This window comes from Kitasatospora purpeofusca, assembly GCF_034043715.1.
Taxonomy (GTDB): Bacteria; Actinomycetota; Actinomycetes; order Streptomycetales; family Streptomycetaceae; genus Kitasatospora; species Kitasatospora purpeofusca_A.
The window spans coordinates 64,038-80,745 of record NZ_JAXCLC010000041.1; the positions used below are offsets into that span (position 1 = coordinate 64,038).

The following is a 16,708-nucleotide window of genomic DNA, read 5'->3' on the forward strand; positions in this document are numbered from 1 at the left end:
ATTCACCTCTGCCCGCGGTACGGATCAACCTGCACAACGTATCGTCACTCGCAGGGGTGAGTGATGCGCGACCCACGGCCTCCCCGCACCGGTGCGGCCCTCGGGGACGACAGCCGACGGATACATTGCGGTCACTGTGGGTGACGCTTGGAGGTCTCCGTCGTGACTGTGACGAGTCGGTACCTGGGTGCCTGGGAGGGGTTCTGGCGGGACGCGCCGGACGAGCCCGGGGCGGTGATCTGGGACGCGGAGGCGGCCCTGGTGGCGGAGCGCCACCTCGCGCTGTTCCGGCCGGGGCTGGCCGACCCGCAACTGCCGGTGGTCGACCTCGGCTGCGGCAGCGGGACGCAGACGCGCTTCCTGGCCGGACGGTTCGGCCGGGTGATCGGGGTCGACCTGTCGGAGGCCGCCGTGGAGCTGGCCCGGCGGAACGACCCGGCCGGACTGGCCGAGTACGCCCGGCTGGACGCCACCGACGCCGACGCCGTCCGCGCGCTCCACGGCCGTCTCGGCGACGTCAACCTCTACCTGCGCGGGGTGATCCACCAGAGCGATCCGGCCGATCGGGGGCCGGTCGCCGAGGCCGTCGCGGTGCTGGCCGGGCGGCGCGGCCGGGCGTTCGTGGTCGAGCTGGCCGAAGCGGCCAAGCACGTCCTGGCGGACCTGGCCGGGCGGCCGGCGGGGCCGCCGCCGAAGCTGCGCCCGGTGTTCGCCCACGGGCTGGCCCCGGCGGAGGTGGCCGACGGGGCCTTCGCGGAACTGTTCGGCGCGGCCGGGCTCGCGGTCCTGGACTCCGGCGCCATGCCGCTGGCCACCACCGAGTTCACGGCGGACGGCGCCCGGATCGAGCTGCCGGCGCGGTGGCTGCTGGTGGGGGCGGACAAGGGGTCGGACAAGGGCTCGGACCAGGGCTCGGACAAGGGTCCGGACGGCGGGGCGGACGTGGGCGCGGCTGGTGGCGCCTGAGGCGCGCCGGGTCTGGCGTCATCTGGCGCCGGATTGGCGCCAGTGCTTTCGGGCCCTGGTGCCGCCCGGTCCCGCTCCGGCCTCGCAGCCGTCCGCGTCGGCCGGTGGCGCCCGGCGCCATGGGGCCACCAGCCAGCGGCCGGATGTTTTACCCGGACGGGGGGCGGGCGTCGCCAGCGCGAGCGCCACTCCGGCACCTCGAAGGCTTGCGCTTGGCGTCATGATGGTGCCATGATGGCGTCATGAAGCTCAGCCCCCGTGCTGCGAGCCCACGCCGCGAGGTCGGGCCGGTCCACCGGTAGGACCCCTGCCGCGCCGATCCGCAGACCCCACCCGAGACCCCCGAGGACGGGACCCCATGCCTACGTTCGACACTCCCGACCCGATCGCCGTCACCGCGCACGTCGAGGCCGGTTCCATCCACTTCATCGCCGCCGACCGGCCGGACACCGTCGTCGAGGTGCGGCCCCGCGATCCGAAGAAGGACCTGGACGTGCGGTCCGTCGAGCAGACCCAGGTCGGCTACGCCGCCGGGGTCCTCACCGTCCGGACGCCCAAGCCCCGCTACCTCGTCGGCCGCACCGGCACCGTGGACGTCACGATCGAGCTGCCCGCGGACTCGCGGATCGAGGTGAGTGGCGCCTGGACCCAGGTGCTCGGCGAGGGACGGCTGGGCGAGACCGAGGTGAAGACCTCCTCCGGGGACGTCCGGCTCGACACCACCGGCCCGCTGCGGCTGGCCGCCGCGCACGGCTCGATCACCGTGGACCGGATCGAGGGCGAGGCCGAGGTCACCACCAGTTCCGGCAGCCTGCGGATCGGCCGGATCGACGGCCCCGCGGTACTGAAGAACACGCACGGCACCACGAGCGTCGACCTCGCCAACGGCGATCTGCGGGTGAGCGGGGCCAACGGCGACATCGAGGTCCGGCGGGCCGGGGGCTCGGTCGCCGCCACCACCGCCCACGGCACCCTGCGCATCGGCGAGGTGGCCCGGGGCAGCGTCCAGCTGGAGACCTCCTACGGTGCCATCGAGGTCGGCATCCGCGAGGGCACGGCCGCCTGGCTGGACCTCGGCTCGGCCGCCGGGCAGGTCCGCAACCTGCTCTCCGCCTCGGACGCCCCGGGGAACTCCGAGGACACCGTCGAGGTCCGCGCCCGTACCCGGTACGGCAACATCGACGTCCTGCGCGCCAAGCCCTGATCCCACGGCCCCGCCCGACCCGCCGACCCGGTCTGCGGGCGCCCGAACCGTCACAGGCCACCGGTCTCCAGTCCCCAGCCAGTCCCCAGCCAGTCCCCAGCCAGTCACCAAGCAGTCACCACCGAGTCCCCGAACGGGAGAACCCTATGCCTTCATTTGTCATGCCCGCGTCCAGGAGGTCCGAGTCCCCTCCGCCGCCCGCCGCCGTCACCGCGGTCGGCCTGCGCAAGTCCTACGGCGACCTGACCGTCCTCGACGGCATCGATCTGCGGATCCCGGCCGGCTCGGTGTTCGCGCTGCTGGGGCCCAACGGCGCCGGCAAGACCACCACGGTGAAGATCCTCTCCACCCTCGTCACGGCCGACGGCGGACAGGCCCAGGTGGCCGGCCACGACCTCGCCGACTCCCCGGACGGGGTGCGCGCCGCGATCGGCGTCACCGGACAGTTCTCCGCGGTGGACGGGCTGATCACCGGGGAGGAGAACATGCTGCTGATGGCGGACCTGCACCACCTGCCGCGCAGCGAGGGCCGGCGGGTCGCCGCCGACCTCCTGGCCCGGTTCGACCTGGCCGAGGTCGCGAAGAAGCCCGCCTCCGGCTACTCGGGCGGCATGAAGCGCCGTCTCGACATCGCCATGACCCTGGTCGGGAACCCGCGGATCATCTTCCTCGACGAGCCGACCACCGGACTCGACCCGCGCAGCCGCCACACCATGTGGGGGATCGTCCGCGAACTCGTCGCCGGGGGCGTCACCGTCTTCCTCACCACCCAGTACCTGGACGAGGCCGACGAGCTGGCCGACCGCATCGCGGTGATCGACGGCGGCCGGATCGTCGCCGAGGGAACGGCCGAGGAACTGAAGCGGCTGGTCCCCGGCGGACACATCCGGCTGCGGTTCACCGACCCGGCCGCCCACCGCGCCGCCGCCGCCGCGCTGGCGGACGCCGAGCGGGACGACGCGGCCCTGACCCTGCGGATTCCCGGCGACGGCAGCCAGCGCCGGCTGCGCGCGATCCTCGACCGTCTGGACGCCGCCGGGGTCGAGGCCGACGAGCTGACCGTCCGCACCCCCGACCTCGACGACGTGTTCTTCGCCCTGACCGGCGGTCCCACCCCGCCGAACCGGACCCAGGAGGTCATCCGATGAGTTCCCTCTCCCTCGCCGTCCGCGACTCGTCGACCATGCTGCGGCGCAATCTGCTGCACGCCCGTCGCTACCCGTCGCTGACCCTGAACCTGCTGCTCACGCCCATCGTCCTGCTGCTGCTCTTCGTCTACGTCTTCGGCGACGTGATGAGCGCGGGAATCGGCGGTGCCGGCGCCGACCGCTCCGCGTACGTCGCCTACCTCGTCCCGGGCATCCTGCTGATGACCATCGGCGGCACCACGGTCGGTACGGCGGTCTCGGTCTCCAACGACATGACCGAGGGCATCATCGCCCGCTTCCGGACGATGGCGATCCACCGGGGGTCGGTACTGACCGGGCACGTCGTCGGCAGCGTGCTGCAGGCTGTCCTCAGCGTCGTGCTGGTCGGCGCCGTCGGCGTGGCCATCGGCTTCCGCTCCACGGACGCCACGGTGCTGGAGTGGCTCGCCGCGTTCGGGCTGCTCACCCTGTTCGCCCTGGCGCTCACCTGGATCGCGGTCGGGATGGGCATGGTCAGTCCGAACGCCGAGGCGGCCAGCAACAACGCCCTGCCGCTGATCTTCCTGCCACTGGTCTCCAGCGCCTTCGTCCCGCTGGACGCCATGCCGGGCTGGTTCCGGCCGATCGCCGAGTACCAACCCTTCACCCCCGCCATCGAGACCCTCCGCGGACTGCTGCTCGGGACCGGGATCGGCAACAACGGCTGGCTCGCCGTCGCCTGGTGCCTGGGCCTGACGGTGCTCGGCCACCGCTGGTCGAAGCGGCTCTTCGACCGGGACCCCCGGTGAGCCCGCGGACGGAACCCCGGACGCAACCGAGGCCGCAACCGAGGACGCATCCCCGGACAGGACCCCGGACGGGACGGCGCCCGTCGGAACGGTCCCGAGCGTGACCGCTCCGGAGAACCCGACCTGGATCGGGTGAACCGCGGAAGGGTCGCGAATCGTCCTAATCGGTATGAACGATGTGTTGATCCACTCCGGACGGGACCGTTCCCGGACCGCCCTGCCCGCCGCGGCCCCGGCCCTCCGCCGCTCCATACGCGGGGCCGCCGCCCGGTGGGCCGGGTGACGGCCCGGCTGCCCGCGGGGCGGGCGAGGTACGGGGCGATCGCCCTGGTGGTCGTCGCCGCGGTGGCGGCGGGCACCTGGTGGTGGCGGCCGTGGGCGGACGCCGCGCCGAAGTCGTTGGCCTTCACCACGGCGCCCGGCGGCACCGAGCGGGTCGGGACCGGGGAGCGCCTCTACCGGTACAAGGTCCGCGCGGAGAACGGGCTGAAGATCACGCCCGCGCAGTTCGCCGCCGAGGTGGACGCCGTACTCGGGGACACCGGGCGCGGCTGGGCCGCCGGCGGTGAGCGGTCCTTCCAGCGGGTGGACGCCGACCCGGTGGACTTCACCGTGTACCTGGCGACCCCGGAGTCCACCGACCGGATCTGCGGACAGTACGGGCTGGACACGGGCGGCTGGGTGAACTGCGCCGCGGGCAAGCAGGTCGTCGTCAACCTCAAGCGCTGGCAGGAGCTGTCGGAGTTCTACACCGGCAAGCCCGAGCTCTACCACGCGCTCGCCGTCAACCACGAGGTCGGGCACATCATCGGCGAGGGCCATGTCGACTGCCCGGGCCAGGGCGCGCCGGCGCCGGTGATGATGCAGCAGATCAAGGGACTGCACGGCTGTGTGCCGAACGGCACGCCGTACGCCGCGGACGGCACCCTGATCACCGGCCCGCCGGTGCTCGCCTCCACCGCGACGCCGGTGCCCTGACGGCGAGGACGGTCACGCCGGCCCCGGCCGGTCAGCCCAGGGCGGCGGCCTTGCGCAGCAGCACCGAGCGCTCGCGGGTGTTGCGGCACATCCCGGCGGCGAGTTCCAGCTCCGACCGGGCCTCGGTGGTGCGGCCGAGGCGGGTGAGCAGTTCGCCGCGCACGCCCGGCAGCAGGTGGGAGCCGGACAGCCGGCCGGACGCGGCCAGCCCGTCGACGATCCGCAGTGCCTCCTCCGGTCCGGCGGCCATGGCGACGGCGACCGCCCGGTTGAGGTCGACCACGGGGGACGGCGCGACCCGGCCGAGCGCCTCGTAGAGCAGCACGATGCGCTGCCAGTCCGTCTCCGCGACCGACGGGGCTCCGGCGTGGCAGGCGGCGATCGCCGCCTGGAGGCCGTAGGGGCCCAGGCCGTGCCCGGTGGCGGTCGCCCGGTCGAGCGCGGCCAGGCCGCGCCGGACGGCCGAGCGGTCCCAGCGGCGGCGGTCCTGGTCCTCCAGCAGGACCGGCTCGCCGTCGGGCCCGGTGCGCGCGGGGAAGCGGGCGGCGGTCAGCTCGAACAGGGCGAGCAGGCCGGACACCTCCGGTTCCGCGGGCAGCAGCGCGGCCAGGGTGCGGGCCAGCCGGATCGCCTCGTAGGCGAGGTCGGCGCGCAGCAGCCGGTCGCCGCCGGTCGCCGTCGAGCCCTCGGTGAAGAGCACGTAGAGCACGCTCAGGACCCCGCCGAGACGCTCGCGCCGCTCCTCCGGCGGAGGGACCGCGAAGGGGACGCCGGCGGCGGCGACGGTCTTCTTGGCCCGGGTGATCCGGGCCTGGAGGGTGGGCACCGGTACCAGGAGGGCCCGGGCGATCTCCTCGCTGGTCAGTCCGGCGACCACCCGCAGGGTCAGCGCCGCGCGGGCCTCGGGCGACAGCACGGGGTGGCAGGCGACGAACATCAGCGCGAGGACGTCGTCCTCGATCAGGTCCGGGTCCCACAGCAGGTCGTCCGGGCGGCCGGGGGCGGGATCGGCGCCGGAACTCGCCCCGCCCTCGGTCAGCCGGCCGGCGAGGGCGGCGTAGCGCTCGTCGAGGGCGGAGCGGCGGCGGAACCGGTCGATGGCGCGGCGGCGGCCGGTGGCGAGCAGCCAGCCGACCGGGCTGGCGGGCTCGCCGTCGCGCGCCCAGGCCACGAGCGCCTCGGCGACGGCCTCCTGGGCGACGTCCTCGGCGAGGTCGAAGTCGCCCGTGAAGCGGGTGAGGGCGCCGACGATCCGCGCCGACTCGATCCGCCACACGGCCTCGACCGCCCGCCGGGCGGCCTCGGCGCCGGGCCCGCCGGGCGCACCGAGGCCGCCGGGCGCGTCGGGCCCGCCGGGGCCGTCAGGTGCGCCGTCACGCTCGTCGACCGGCCCGGGGGAGCCTGCCGCCCCGGACGGACCGGTCGGTCCGTCCGGGGGCTCGGGGCTCAGAGCTGACCGGTCCGCTCCCGCCATGCCCGCTCCTTGACGATCCACTCGTTGTCCTGGGGGAACTCGTCGATGCCCGGCACCCGCCGGATCTCGACCTTCGTCCCCGGGAAGGCCGGCAGCCGCTTCGCCCAGGCGACGGCCTCCTCCTGCGAGGCCACGTCGAGGATGTAGAAACCGCCGAACAGCTCCTTGGTCTCACCGTACGGGCCGTCGGTGACAATCGGCGCCTCCCCGGTGAGGTCGACCACCACGCCCTTCGACGGGTCGTCGAGGCCCTCGGCGGCGACGAGCACCCCGGCCCGGATCAGCTCGTCGTTGTAGCGGCCCATCAGTTCGAGGATCTCGTCGAAGGGCGTCTCCATCATCTTCGCGATCGACTCGTCGTCGCCTCGCATGATCAACATGTACTTCGCCATGGCTGGCCTCCTTGGTGCGGGGAGTCGTTGTCCGACCCTCTCTACCCCAGGTCGAACGGGACGGCGCGGGATCGACACGGCGGGGGCGCCCGGAGCGGAATTCTCTCCGGACACCCCCGCCGCCTCCCGGCGTCTCCTGAAACCCGGGGCCGACGCGACGTACGCACCGGACGCCCGCCGGCCGCACGTCCGCTGCACGCCGGCCGAATGCCCGCTACACGCCCGCTACACGCCCGCCCGGTCCACCGGCGGCACCGGCCGGGCGGCCGTGACCGCGCCCCCGGAGCCGTCGGCGTCCAGGGCCCGGAGGATGCCCTCCACGCTCTGCTTGGCGTCGCCGAACAGCATCGCGCTGTTCTCACGGAAGAACAGCGGGTTCTGCACCCCGGCGTAGCCGGACGCCATCGACCGCTTGAACACGATCACCTGCTCCGCCTCCCACACCCGCAGCACCGGCATGCCCGCGATCGGACTGGCCGGATCGTCCATGGCCGCCGGATTGACGGTGTCGTTGGCGCCGATGACGAGGACGACGCTGGTCGCGGCGAGGTCGTCGTTGATCTCGTCCATCTCCAGCACGATGTCGTACGGCACCCTGGCCTCCGCCAGCAGGACGTTCATGTGCCCGGGCAGCCGCCCGGCGACCGGGTGGACGCCGAAGCGGACCTCGACACCGCGCTCGCGCAGCCGCCGGGTGAGCTCCGCGACCGGGTGCTGCGCCTGCGCCACCGCCATGCCGTAGCCGGGGGTGATGACGACCGACCTGGCCCGCGCGAGCTGACGCGCGGCCTCCTCGGCCGGGATCTCCCGGTGCTCGCCCTGCTCCTCGGCCCCGCCCGCGGCGGCCTCGATGCCGAAACCGCCCGCGATCACCGAGAGGAAGGAGCGGTTCATCGCCCGGCACATGATGTAGGACAGATAGGCACCGGAGGAGCCGACCAGCGCGCCGGTGACGATCAGCAGGTTGTTGTCGAGCAGGAAGCCGGCCGCCGCCGCGGCCCAGCCGGAGTAGCTGTTGAGCATGGAGACGACGACGGGCATGTCGCCGCCGCCGATCGAGGCGACCAGGTGCCAGCCCAGTGCGAGCGCCAGGACGGTGACCGCGATCACCGCCCCCAGGCCCGGGCTGACCGTGAACCAGACCGTCAGCCCCACGAAGGCCGCCAGCGCGCCGACGTTGAGCGCGTTCTTGCCGGGCAGCACCAGCGGCCGCGAGGCGATCCGGGCGGACAGCTTGAGGAAGGCCACGATCGACCCGGTGAAGGTGACCGCCCCGATGAAGATGCCGATGAACACCTCGGCGTGGTGGATGCCCAGCAGGTCCCCGGAGACGGCGGTCTGCGCCGCGCCGTGCGCCTCCACCTCCAGGTAGCTGTTCCAGCCGACCAGCACCGCGGCGAGGCCGACGAAGCTGTGCAGTACGGCGATGAGCTCCGGCATCTGCGTCATCTCGACCTGCCGGGCCCGCCACAGCCCGGCCGCTCCGCCCAGCGCCATCGCCAGGACGATCAGGGCCACCGCCCCGGCGCTGATGCTCCTCGACGCGACCACGACGGTGGCGGCGAGGGCGAGCGCCATCCCGGCGATGCCGTAGACGACCCCGGCGCGGGAGGTGCGGTGCTGGGACAGCCCGGCCAGGCTGAGGATGAACAGCAGGGCCGCGACGAGATCCGCGGCGTGGGCCGCCGTCGTGGACGTCATCGGGCTCAGCGCCTTTCCGGGGACGAGGAGAACATGCTCAGCATGCGGCGGGTGACGGCGAAGCCGCCGAAGATGTTCACACTCGTCAGCAGGATCGCCACGAAGGAGAGCACGGTGACCGTCGCGCTCCCGTGCCCGATCTGGAGCAGCGCGCCGATCACCACGATCCCGGAGATCGCGTTGGTGACCGACATCAGCGGGGTGTGCAGGGCGTGGTGGACCTTGCCGATCACGTAGTAGCCGATGACCACGGCGAGTGCGAACACCGTGAAGTTCTGGGCGAGTTGGGCCGGGGCGAGAGCGATCAGCAGGAACAGTGCGAGCATTCCGGCGCCGATCAGGCCGAACCGGGCCGCCGGGGCGAGCCGGGGCCGCGCCGGTTCCACGGCCGCGGGCGCCGCCGCCGGCGCGGCGGGTGCGGGCGCGGCCGACACGGCGACCGGCGGCGGCGGCCAGGTGACCTCGCCCGCCCGGACCACGGTCACCGCCCGCTGGACCACGTCCTCGAAGTCCAGCACCGGCTGCCCGTCCTTGCCCGGGGTCAGCAGCTTCAACAGGTTGACCAGGTTGGTGCCGAACAACTGCGAGGCCTGGGCGGGCAGCCTGGCCGCGAGATCGGTGTAGCCGATCAGCGTGACGCCGTTGTCGGTGACCACCGTCCGGCCCGCGACCGTGCCCTCGACGTTGCCGCCCTGCGCGGCGGCCATGTCGACCACGACGCTGCCCGGCCGCATCGCCGCCACGTCCTCGGCGGTGAGCAGCCGGGGGGCCGGCCGGCCGGGGATCAGCGCCGTGGTGATGACGATGTCCACGTCCTGGGCCTGCTCGTGGTAGAGCGCGGCCGCGGCCCGGTCGTAGTCGGCCGAGGTGGCCTTCGCGTACCCGTCGGTGCTCGCCTCCTGGACGGCCCGCACCGGCAGGTACTCCCCGCCGAGGGACTTCACCTGGTCGGCGACCTCCGGCCGCGGGTCGGTCGCCCGGACGATCGCGCCCAGGCTGGAGGCGGCGCCGATCGCGGCGAGCCCCGCCACCCCGGCGCCGGCCACCAGGACCTTCGCCGGCGGGACCTTGCCCGCGGCCGTCACCTGGCCGGTGAAGGAGCGGCCGAACACGTGCGCCGCCTCGATCACCGCCCGGTACCCGGCGATGTTGGCCATCGAGCTGAGCACGTCCATCGACTGCGCGCGGGAGATCCGCGGCACCGCGTCCAGCGCGAGCGCGGTGACCGGGCGCGCGGAGAGCGTCTCCAGCAGATCGGGCCGCTGCGCCGGGGAGAGCAGGCCGATCAGGGTCGCGCCGTCGCGCAGCCGGGCGACCTCGGCGGTCGACGGCGCGTTGACCTTCAGTACGACGTCGGCCGCCCAGGCGTCCCCGACGCCCGCTCCGGCGGCGGCGTAAGCCTCGTCGGTGAACCCGGAGGCCGCACCGGCCCCGGACTCGACCACCACCTCGTAGCCGAGGGCGAGGATCCCCCGGACCGTGGACGGTGTCGCGGCGACCCGGGTCTCCCCGGCGGCCGACTCGGCGACCACACCGATGCGCCGCGGGGGGTGGTGCGTGGCGTCCTGTGCAGACATCACTCGTGCCTCTCTCCTGGGAGGAGCCAATGACGGCGGGATCCGCGTCCGGGGGAGCTTCGCTCCCCTTGGAGGCAGGAACCTACCCGCCCTGGCCCGCCGGGGCACCGGGGCGAGGCCGTGATGTGCTTCACCGATTCGCCGGGCCGCGGGTCCGCTGCGCCGCCCGGGACGCCAGGGAGTGGCGGGTCGGGGTCAGAACCCCTGGGCGCGGGCTCCGTCGCGCAGCAGGGCGAAGGCGGTGGCGGCCTCGGCGACGGCCTGCGGGCCCGCCTCGGAGATGTCCTGTCCGCCGGCCAGCCTGGCCCAGGCGGTGTGGGCGAGCACCTGGCGGACGGCCACGTACTGGGCGGCGAACAGCCGGGCCGCGATGCCGCCCGCCGGGTCCAGCGCCTCGGCGAGCGCGTCCGCGTCGGCGTCGATGTAGTCCAGGAGCTGGGCGGACAGCTCCGGGGTCTCGTAGACGAGCCGGAAGAAGGCGAGCACCTCGGGGTCGTCGGTCAGTCCGGTGTGGGGCTCGTGGGCGGCCAGCCCGGCGAGGTGGTGCTGCTCCAGGGCGTCCAGCGGGGTGAGTCCGGCGGCGCGGTCGCGCACCACCCGGCCGGCCTCGCCGAGGTGGTCGGCGAAGCGGTGCAGGACCAGTTCCTCCTTGGTGGCGAAGTACCGGAACAGGGTGGGCTTGGAGACCTCGGCGGCGGCGGCGATCTCGGCCACCGAGACCTGCGCGAAGCCCCGGTCGAGGAAGAGGGCGATGGCGACGTCGGCGATGGTCTGCCGGGTGCGCTGCTTCTTGAGGGTCCGCAGACCCGGTTCTGGTGCGCTCGGACTCATGGCAGGGATCATAACCCGGATAAATTCGTTACTGGGTTGTATTCGTTACCGAGTTGCTGTTTCATGGAGCCATCGACAACCGGAAGGGACGGACACACACATGGCGAACATGACGAACGTGGTGATCGTGGGAGCGGGGCCGACCGGACTGACGCTGGCCTGCGGGCTGGCCCGGCAGGGCGTGGCGGTGCGGGTCCTGGAGCGGGCCGCCGCCCACGCCGACGGCTCCCGCGGCAAGACGCTCAACCCCCGCAGCCTGGAGATCCTCGCGGACCTGGGCATCGCCGAGGGACTCGCCGCGGTGGGCCGCACCCACCTGCCGTTCCGCAAGTACTTCGAGGGCGCCTTCGTCAACGAGACCGAGCCGTTCGCCGGCGCCCGGCGCAGCGCCACCACCCCCTACCCGGCCAGCCGCTGGCTGCGGCAGCCGCAGCTGGAGGCGCTGCTGCGCGAGCGGCTCGCCGCCCTCGGGGTGACGGTCGAGCTCGGCGCCGAACTGGTGGACGTCCGGCAGGACGCCGACGGGGCGGAGGCCGTGCTCGCGGACGGCCGCCGGATCGCCGCCGAGTACGTGGTCGCCTGCGACGGCGGCCGCTCGACGGTGCGCAAACTGCTCGGCATCCCCTTCGTGGGCGAGGGCGACCCGGAGCCGGTGATGGTCTGCGGCGACGTGGAGGTCGAGGGCCTGGAGCCGGGCGCCTGGCACCAGTGGTTCGGGCCGCAGGGCGCCTTCATGCTCTGCCCGTTCGAGGGCAGCCCCCGCTGGCAGCTCCAGGCGAGCCCGGAGACCGGCGCGGACGGCACGATGGTCCCGCCGTCGCTGGAGAGCTTCCAGCGGCTCGCGGCCACGCACACCGGCCGCGACGACATCCGGCTCGGCAACGCCACCTGGCTGTCCACCTGGCGGATCAACGTCCGGATGGCCGAGCGCTACCGGGAGGGCCGGGTCCTGCTGGCCGGGGACTGCGCCCACGTCCACCCCACGGCGGGCGGGCTCGGCATGAACACCGGTATCCAGGACGTCTGGAACCTCGCCTGGAAGCTCGGCCACGTGGTGCGCGGACTCGCCGCGCCCGCCCTGCTGGACACCTACCAGGAGGAGCGGCTGCCGATCGCCGCGTGGACCCTCGACGTCACCAGCGCCGGGATGGCGGCCGTGGTGGCGGGGATCGACACGCCCGGCATCGGGGTCGAGGCCGGCGGGGTCGGCGACTTCACCGGCCTGTCCCTCGGCTACCGGTGGAGCAGCCTCGCCGGAGGCGCCCCGGCCGACGGGGACGCACAGGCGGTCCTCCGGGCCGGGGACCGGGCGCCCGACGGCCCCTGCCCGGGCCCGGCCGGCGCTCCCGGCCGGCTCTTCGAGCGGTTCGCCGGCGACGACTTCACCCTGCTCGGCCTCGGCGCGGGAGTCCGCCCCGACCTCGCCGGACTGCCCGGCCACGTCCGGCCGGTGCCGGTCGAGGACCGGGACGGCGAGGTCCGCCGGGCCTACGGCGTGACCGGCGAGGCCCTCGTCCTGGTCCGGCCGGACAACCACGTCGCCCTGGTCACCCCGGCAGCCGAACCCGGCCCGGTGCACGCCTACCTGGCGCGCCTCGGCGCCACCGGGTGATCAGGGACTCGGTGCCGGTGCCGGTGGCGGTGGCGGTGGCGCGGTCAGGGGCGGGGGTGGACGGTCAGGCCCGGGCGGCGGCGGTGCACCGTCAGGTAGGCGACACCCTCCGCCCCCGCCGCCACCGCGCGCTCGGCGCCGCGCGGTAGCAGCCGCAGCGCGCCCGGCTCCAGCGCGTGCTCGACGCCCGCGCAGCGCAGGGTCCCTTGCCCGGCGAGGCCCAGGACCAGCACGTCCAGGTCGGGTTCGACATGGGCGGCGACGGAGGCCCCGGGGCGCAACCGCACCACGTTGGCGTCCAGTTGACGCTCGGTGCCGGTCAGTCGCCACAGCGCCCCGGCGGCGTCGGCCCCGGCCTCCCGCAGCAGTGCCTCGACCGCCACTCCGTCGCCGGACCCGTCCGGCCCGCGCGACCTGTCCGACCTATCCGACCTATCCGATGCGTCCGACTCGTCCGAATCCGTCATACCGGACATCCTCCCACCGCACAGCGGCCCTGCCGGGACCGGGCCCGTCAGTCGACGGTCCCACCCGTGTTGCGGATCAGCTGCCGGAGCACCTTCAACGCGGTGACGTAGTCCGCGTCGTCGATGCCCGCGTGGAGGGCGGCGCGGATCGCGGGGGCGTTGCGGGCGAGGTCGACCCGGGCCTGCTCGCCCTCCCCGGTGAGCCACAGCCGGTGCTCGGCGTCCCGGGTCAGCCAACCGCGCTCCACCAGTACGGCGGCCTCCGCCGTCAGGTCGTCCTCGGGCCGGAGGTAGGAGGCCATGGCCGCCCGGAGCTCGGGCACGGTCATGCCCGCCCCGTCCGGTGAGATGTCGTTCTTCGACAGGTTGCGCAGCAGCCAGAACTGCGGCTGGGTGTAGCCCTTCTCGGCCTGCCTGGCCCGGGTGAACGCGATCAGGGCCTCGTAGGCGACACCGGTCCAGTAGGCGGCGGGCTGGCCGGCGAGTTCGGCGTCGGAGATCTGCTGGGTCGACACGGGGGTCCCCTCCTGGTGTCTCGGATGTGCGGACCGCACGCGGTGCGGGTCGTACGAGAACCGTAGGACTTGAAGTGCGGTTGAGGGCAAGGAAAGGGAAGCCCCGACGGGCGGCTTGGCGTCGCCGTCGTTCTGCCCCGACGGACCTTCCCTTCCGCGGACCCGTCTGACAGCATCGTCCGTTATTCGGTGATCATGGGCCGGTGACCGGTGGGCCGGGTGCTCCGGGGTGCCCGCCGGGGGAGGGGCAGCATGCTGACGCACCGTGAGCGCGGTCGCCGCGGGGACGAGCACTGGCCCGCGCCCTGGGTGCGCACCCGGCTGCGCTCGGCGCGTGCGGCCGCCGCGCTCACCGCCGTCCTCGCCTTCGTCACCGTCCTCACCGTGACCGCGCTGCCCCGGGCCACCGACCGGGGCGCGAACAGCGCGCTGGCCACCTTCACCCAGGACCGCGGCGTCAAGGCGACCAGCCTCCACCTCACCGCCCGCCCGCGCCCCGACACCCCCGCCGCCGACCTCGACTCGGTCCGCGACCGGCTGGTCGGACAGATCACCCGGGACCTCCCGCTCACCCGCGACGGCGAGCACCACGGCACCCGCGCCCTCACCGACCGGGCCATGCTCAACGACGGCTACGACCGCCCCGGCGGCATGGCCCCGCAACTCCACCTGCTCTACCTCCAGGGGCTCGCCGGGCACGCGACCCTGACCGACGGCGCCTGGCCCGGACCGGCCGCCCCCGGCGAGCCGCTGCCGATCGCCGTCAGCCGGCGGGCCGCCGGCACCATCGGCCTCCGGGTCGGCGACACCGTCGACAGCGGACCCGCCGCCCGCGCCAGGATCGTCGGCCTCTACCGCGCCGACGACCCCCACGACCGCTACTGGCAGGAGCTGCCCTGCCCCGAACGCGCCTGCCTGAAGACCCTCGACGGCGGCGGTGTCCGATGGGAGACCGCCGGATTCGCCGCCGGCGACAGCCGCCCGGCCCTGCTCGCCTGGGGCGGGGGCGGCGAGGACTTCTGGCGGCTGCCCGTCGACCCGCACGCCCTGCGCGCCGACCGGCTCGCCGCCCTCCGCTCCGGCGTCGGCTCCTACCTGGCCGGGCCCGGCGCCGTGCTGGCCGCCGAGGTGACCGGACGGCCCGACCTCACCCTCACCACCCTGCTGCCCGAGGTCCTCGCCGAGGCCACCGCCCGCCACCGGGCCACCGCCCCGCTCGCCGCGATCGGTCCTGCCGGCGTCGCGGGCGTCGCCGCCGTGGTGCTCTGCCTGGCCGCCGCCCTCGCCGCCGACCGGCGGGCCGCCGAACTCCGGCTGCTCCGGGCCCGCGGCGGCTCACGCGCCGGGATCCTGCTGCGTCTGCTCGGCGAGAGCGCGGTGACCGTCCTGCCGGCAGCCGGAGCTGCCACCGCCCTCGCCCTCGTCCTGCTGCCCACCCCCCGCTGGACCGCCGCCGTCCTCGCCGCAGTGGCCGGGACGCTGCTCGCCGTCCTGGCCCTCCCGGTCCGCGCCGCCGCCCTGCTCTCCCGCCCCCGGGGCACCGGCGGCCCTCCCGCCGGCGTCTGGGGGTCCGGGCGGCGCCGGGCGGTCGGTGAACTCCTCGTCCTCGCCGTCACCGGCGCGGCCGTCGCCGAGGTCCGCCGCCGGGGCGCCGCCCCGCCGGCGAGCGGGCCGGATCCACTGCTGGTCACCGCCCCGCTGCTGGTCGCGCTCAGCGGAGGTCTGCTGCTCGCCCGGATCCAGCCGCCCGTCGTCGGCCGGCTCGCCGCCCTCGCTCGGCGCGGCCGTGGCCCGATCGCCTTCCTCGGCCTCGCCCGCAGCGCCCGCGACTCCGGCGGTCGCCACCGCCCCGCCGTTCTGCCGGCGCTCGCCGTGCTGCTCGCCGTCACCACCGCCGGCTTCGGCGCGACCCTCCTCGACACCGTCGACGGCGCCCGACTGCGCGCCGCCCGCACGGCGGTCGGCGGCGACGCCGCGGTGCTGGTCCCGCAGGACGCGCCACTGCCCGAGGCCTTCGTCACGGCCGCCGACGCGCTCCCGGGCGTCCGCGCCTCGACCGGCGTCCGGATCGAGCGGCAGACCTACCTCCTCGGTGCCGGCCGGCTCGCCGTACAGGTCACCCTCGTCGTCGTCGAGCCCCGGGCCTACGCGGAGATCGCCCGCACCGTCGGGGCTGGCGCGTTCGACCCTGCCGTCCTGGCCGGCGCCGCTCCGTCCGACAGCGCGCCGTCCACCGTCGCCCGGCCGGACGTGCCGGTGCCCGCCCTGGTCAGCCCCGGCCTCGCCGGACAACTCACCCCCGGCCCGCAGCGGCTGCGTACACCCGGCGGCGAACTGCTCGCCACCGTCGTCGGCACCACAGGCTCCACGCCCGCCCTCCCCGAGGCCGTCCGCGAGTTCGTCGTCGTGCCGGTCGCCGAGGCCGCCGCCCGCCTGCCCGAACTCGCCCGGCCCGACAACTGGTTCGCCGTCGGCGACATCGACGGCGACCGACTGCGCCCGCTCTTCGCGGCACGCGGCCTGGCCGACGCGTCAGGCCTGGCCGGGCTCCTGCGCGAGGAGGCCCGGGAGGTGAGCGAGGAGCCCGGCGGCATCCCCGACGGCTACCTCGTGCGCACCGCCCGCGAGACGGCCGCCGCCCTGGCCGCCGACCCGCTCCAGCACTCCACCGTCCGGCTCTTCCGGTCCGCGGCCGTCGCCGGCGTCGCCTTCGCCCTGCTCGCCGTCCTGCTCACCGTCCTGCGGGCCTCGCCCGACCGCGCGGCGGTCCTCGCCCGGCTGCGCACCATGGGGCTTCGCCCCCGGGAGGGGCTGGCGCTGATCGTCGCGGAGACCGTGCCGCAGACGCTGGCCGCGGTGGCCGGCGGTGCCGTGGTCGCGGCGGGGGCCGTCGCCCTGCTCGGACCGGCCTTCGACCTGTCGCTGCTGGTCGGCGCGCCGGTGGGGGACCGGCTGGCGCCCCACGTCCTGCCGGTGCTGCTGCCGACGGCCGGCGTGGCGCTGCTCGTGTGTGCCGCGGTGGTGCTGGAGGCGGCCGTCTCCGGCCGACGGCAGA

Annotated in this window: 14 protein-coding genes; 7 read left to right on the top strand and 7 right to left on the bottom strand. The window is 74.9% G+C overall.

Annotated features, from left to right (window positions below):
- Window positions 1–162 precede the first annotated feature (162 nt).
- The 5 genes from SM793_RS21550 (at window position 163) to SM793_RS21570 (ending at window position 5,084) form a co-directional block, all read left to right on the top strand.
- Entirely contained in the window at window positions 163–966 is an 804-nt protein-coding gene (locus SM793_RS21550) for a class I SAM-dependent methyltransferase (protein ID WP_320439881.1), read from the top strand.
- 358 nt (window positions 967–1,324) lie between these two features.
- Window positions 1,325–2,170 carry a DUF4097 family beta strand repeat-containing protein gene (locus tag SM793_RS21555; RefSeq protein ID WP_320439882.1) on the top strand — a complete coding sequence of 282 codons (846 nt, stop codon included), beginning with the start codon at window positions 1,325–1,327 and terminating at the stop codon, window positions 2,168–2,170.
- Between the two features lie 146 nt (window positions 2,171–2,316).
- Window positions 2,317–3,318 (top strand): ATP-binding cassette domain-containing protein, encoded by a 1,002-nt coding sequence (locus tag SM793_RS21560; RefSeq protein WP_413816009.1) that lies wholly within the window; start codon window positions 2,317–2,319, stop codon window positions 3,316–3,318.
- Window positions 3,315–4,106, top strand: coding sequence for an ABC transporter permease (locus SM793_RS21565; RefSeq protein ID WP_320439883.1), 792 nt, complete (start codon window positions 3,315–3,317; stop codon window positions 4,104–4,106). The genes SM793_RS21560 and SM793_RS21565 overlap by 4 nt, the downstream gene beginning before the upstream one ends.
- Window positions 4,107–4,385: 279 nt before the next feature.
- Window positions 4,386–5,084 (top strand): DUF3152 domain-containing protein, encoded by a 699-nt coding sequence (locus SM793_RS21570; protein WP_320439884.1) that lies wholly within the window; start codon window positions 4,386–4,388, stop codon window positions 5,082–5,084.
- Window positions 5,085–5,115: 31 nt separating this feature from the next.
- Here the strand turns inward: SM793_RS21570 and SM793_RS21575 are convergent, their stop codons facing one another.
- The 5 genes from SM793_RS21575 to SM793_RS21595 form a co-directional block, all read right to left on the bottom strand.
- Entirely contained in the window at window positions 5,116–6,558 is a 1,443-nt protein-coding gene (locus SM793_RS21575) for an RNA polymerase sigma factor (protein ID WP_320439885.1), read from the bottom strand.
- On the bottom strand, window positions 6,531–6,950 hold the full coding sequence (locus tag SM793_RS21580) for a YciI family protein (RefSeq protein WP_320439886.1): 420 nt from the start codon (window positions 6,948–6,950) through the stop codon (window positions 6,531–6,533). Before SM793_RS21580 ends, SM793_RS21575 begins: the two co-directional genes overlap by 28 nt.
- A gap of 225 nt (window positions 6,951–7,175) precedes the next feature.
- Complete coding sequence (gene pntB / locus SM793_RS21585) at window positions 7,176–8,651, bottom strand: Re/Si-specific NAD(P)(+) transhydrogenase subunit beta (RefSeq protein ID WP_320439887.1); 1,476 nt, start codon at window positions 8,649–8,651, stop codon at window positions 7,176–7,178.
- A 5-nt stretch (window positions 8,652–8,656) separates the two neighbouring features.
- Entirely contained in the window at window positions 8,657–10,228 is a 1,572-nt protein-coding gene (locus tag SM793_RS21590) for a Re/Si-specific NAD(P)(+) transhydrogenase subunit alpha (protein ID WP_320439888.1), read from the bottom strand.
- 195 nt (window positions 10,229–10,423) lie between these two features.
- On the bottom strand, window positions 10,424–11,059 hold the full coding sequence (locus SM793_RS21595; RefSeq protein ID WP_320439889.1) for a TetR/AcrR family transcriptional regulator: 636 nt from the start codon (window positions 11,057–11,059) through the stop codon (window positions 10,424–10,426).
- Window positions 11,060–11,159: 100 nt separating this feature from the next.
- Here SM793_RS21595 and SM793_RS21600 point away from each other — a divergent pair, with 100 nt between their 5' ends.
- On the top strand, window positions 11,160–12,671 hold the full coding sequence (locus tag SM793_RS21600; protein ID WP_320439890.1) for an FAD-dependent monooxygenase: 1,512 nt from the start codon (window positions 11,160–11,162) through the stop codon (window positions 12,669–12,671).
- A gap of 44 nt (window positions 12,672–12,715) precedes the next feature.
- Here the strand turns inward: SM793_RS21600 and SM793_RS21605 are convergent, their stop codons facing one another.
- Both SM793_RS21605 and SM793_RS21610 read right to left on the bottom strand, forming a co-directional pair.
- Entirely contained in the window at window positions 12,716–13,054 is a 339-nt protein-coding gene (locus SM793_RS21605) for a hypothetical protein (RefSeq protein WP_320439891.1), read from the bottom strand.
- A gap of 131 nt (window positions 13,055–13,185) precedes the next feature.
- Window positions 13,186–13,653 (bottom strand): MarR family winged helix-turn-helix transcriptional regulator, encoded by a 468-nt coding sequence (locus tag SM793_RS21610; RefSeq protein ID WP_320439892.1) that lies wholly within the window; start codon window positions 13,651–13,653, stop codon window positions 13,186–13,188.
- A gap of 252 nt (window positions 13,654–13,905) precedes the next feature.
- Here SM793_RS21610 and SM793_RS21615 point away from each other — a divergent pair.
- Window positions 13,906–16,708: hypothetical protein (locus SM793_RS21615; RefSeq protein ID WP_320439893.1), on the top strand; the 2,803-nt coding region annotated here is incomplete at its 3' end.

Coding starts and splice junctions, on each gene's coding strand:
- SM793_RS21555 (WP_320439882.1), top strand. CDS start 1,325: ATGCCTACGTTCGACACTCCCGACCCGATCGCCGTCACCGCGCACGTC.
- SM793_RS21575 (WP_320439885.1), bottom strand. CDS start 6,558: ATGGCGGGAGCGGACCGGTCAGCTCTGAGCCCCGAGCCCCCGGACGGA.
- pntB (WP_320439887.1), bottom strand. CDS start 8,651: ATGACGTCCACGACGGCGGCCCACGCCGCGGATCTCGTCGCGGCCCTG.
- SM793_RS21565 (WP_320439883.1), top strand. CDS start 3,315: ATGAGTTCCCTCTCCCTCGCCGTCCGCGACTCGTCGACCATGCTGCGG.
- SM793_RS21590 (WP_320439888.1), bottom strand. CDS start 10,228: ATGTCTGCACAGGACGCCACGCACCACCCCCCGCGGCGCATCGGTGTG.
- SM793_RS21595 (WP_320439889.1), bottom strand. CDS start 11,059: ATGAGTCCGAGCGCACCAGAACCGGGTCTGCGGACCCTCAAGAAGCAG.
- SM793_RS21600 (WP_320439890.1), top strand. CDS start 11,160: ATGGCGAACATGACGAACGTGGTGATCGTGGGAGCGGGGCCGACCGGA.
- SM793_RS21560 (WP_413816009.1), top strand. CDS start 2,317: ATGCCTTCATTTGTCATGCCCGCGTCCAGGAGGTCCGAGTCCCCTCCG.
- SM793_RS21580 (WP_320439886.1), bottom strand. CDS start 6,950: ATGGCGAAGTACATGTTGATCATGCGAGGCGACGACGAGTCGATCGCG.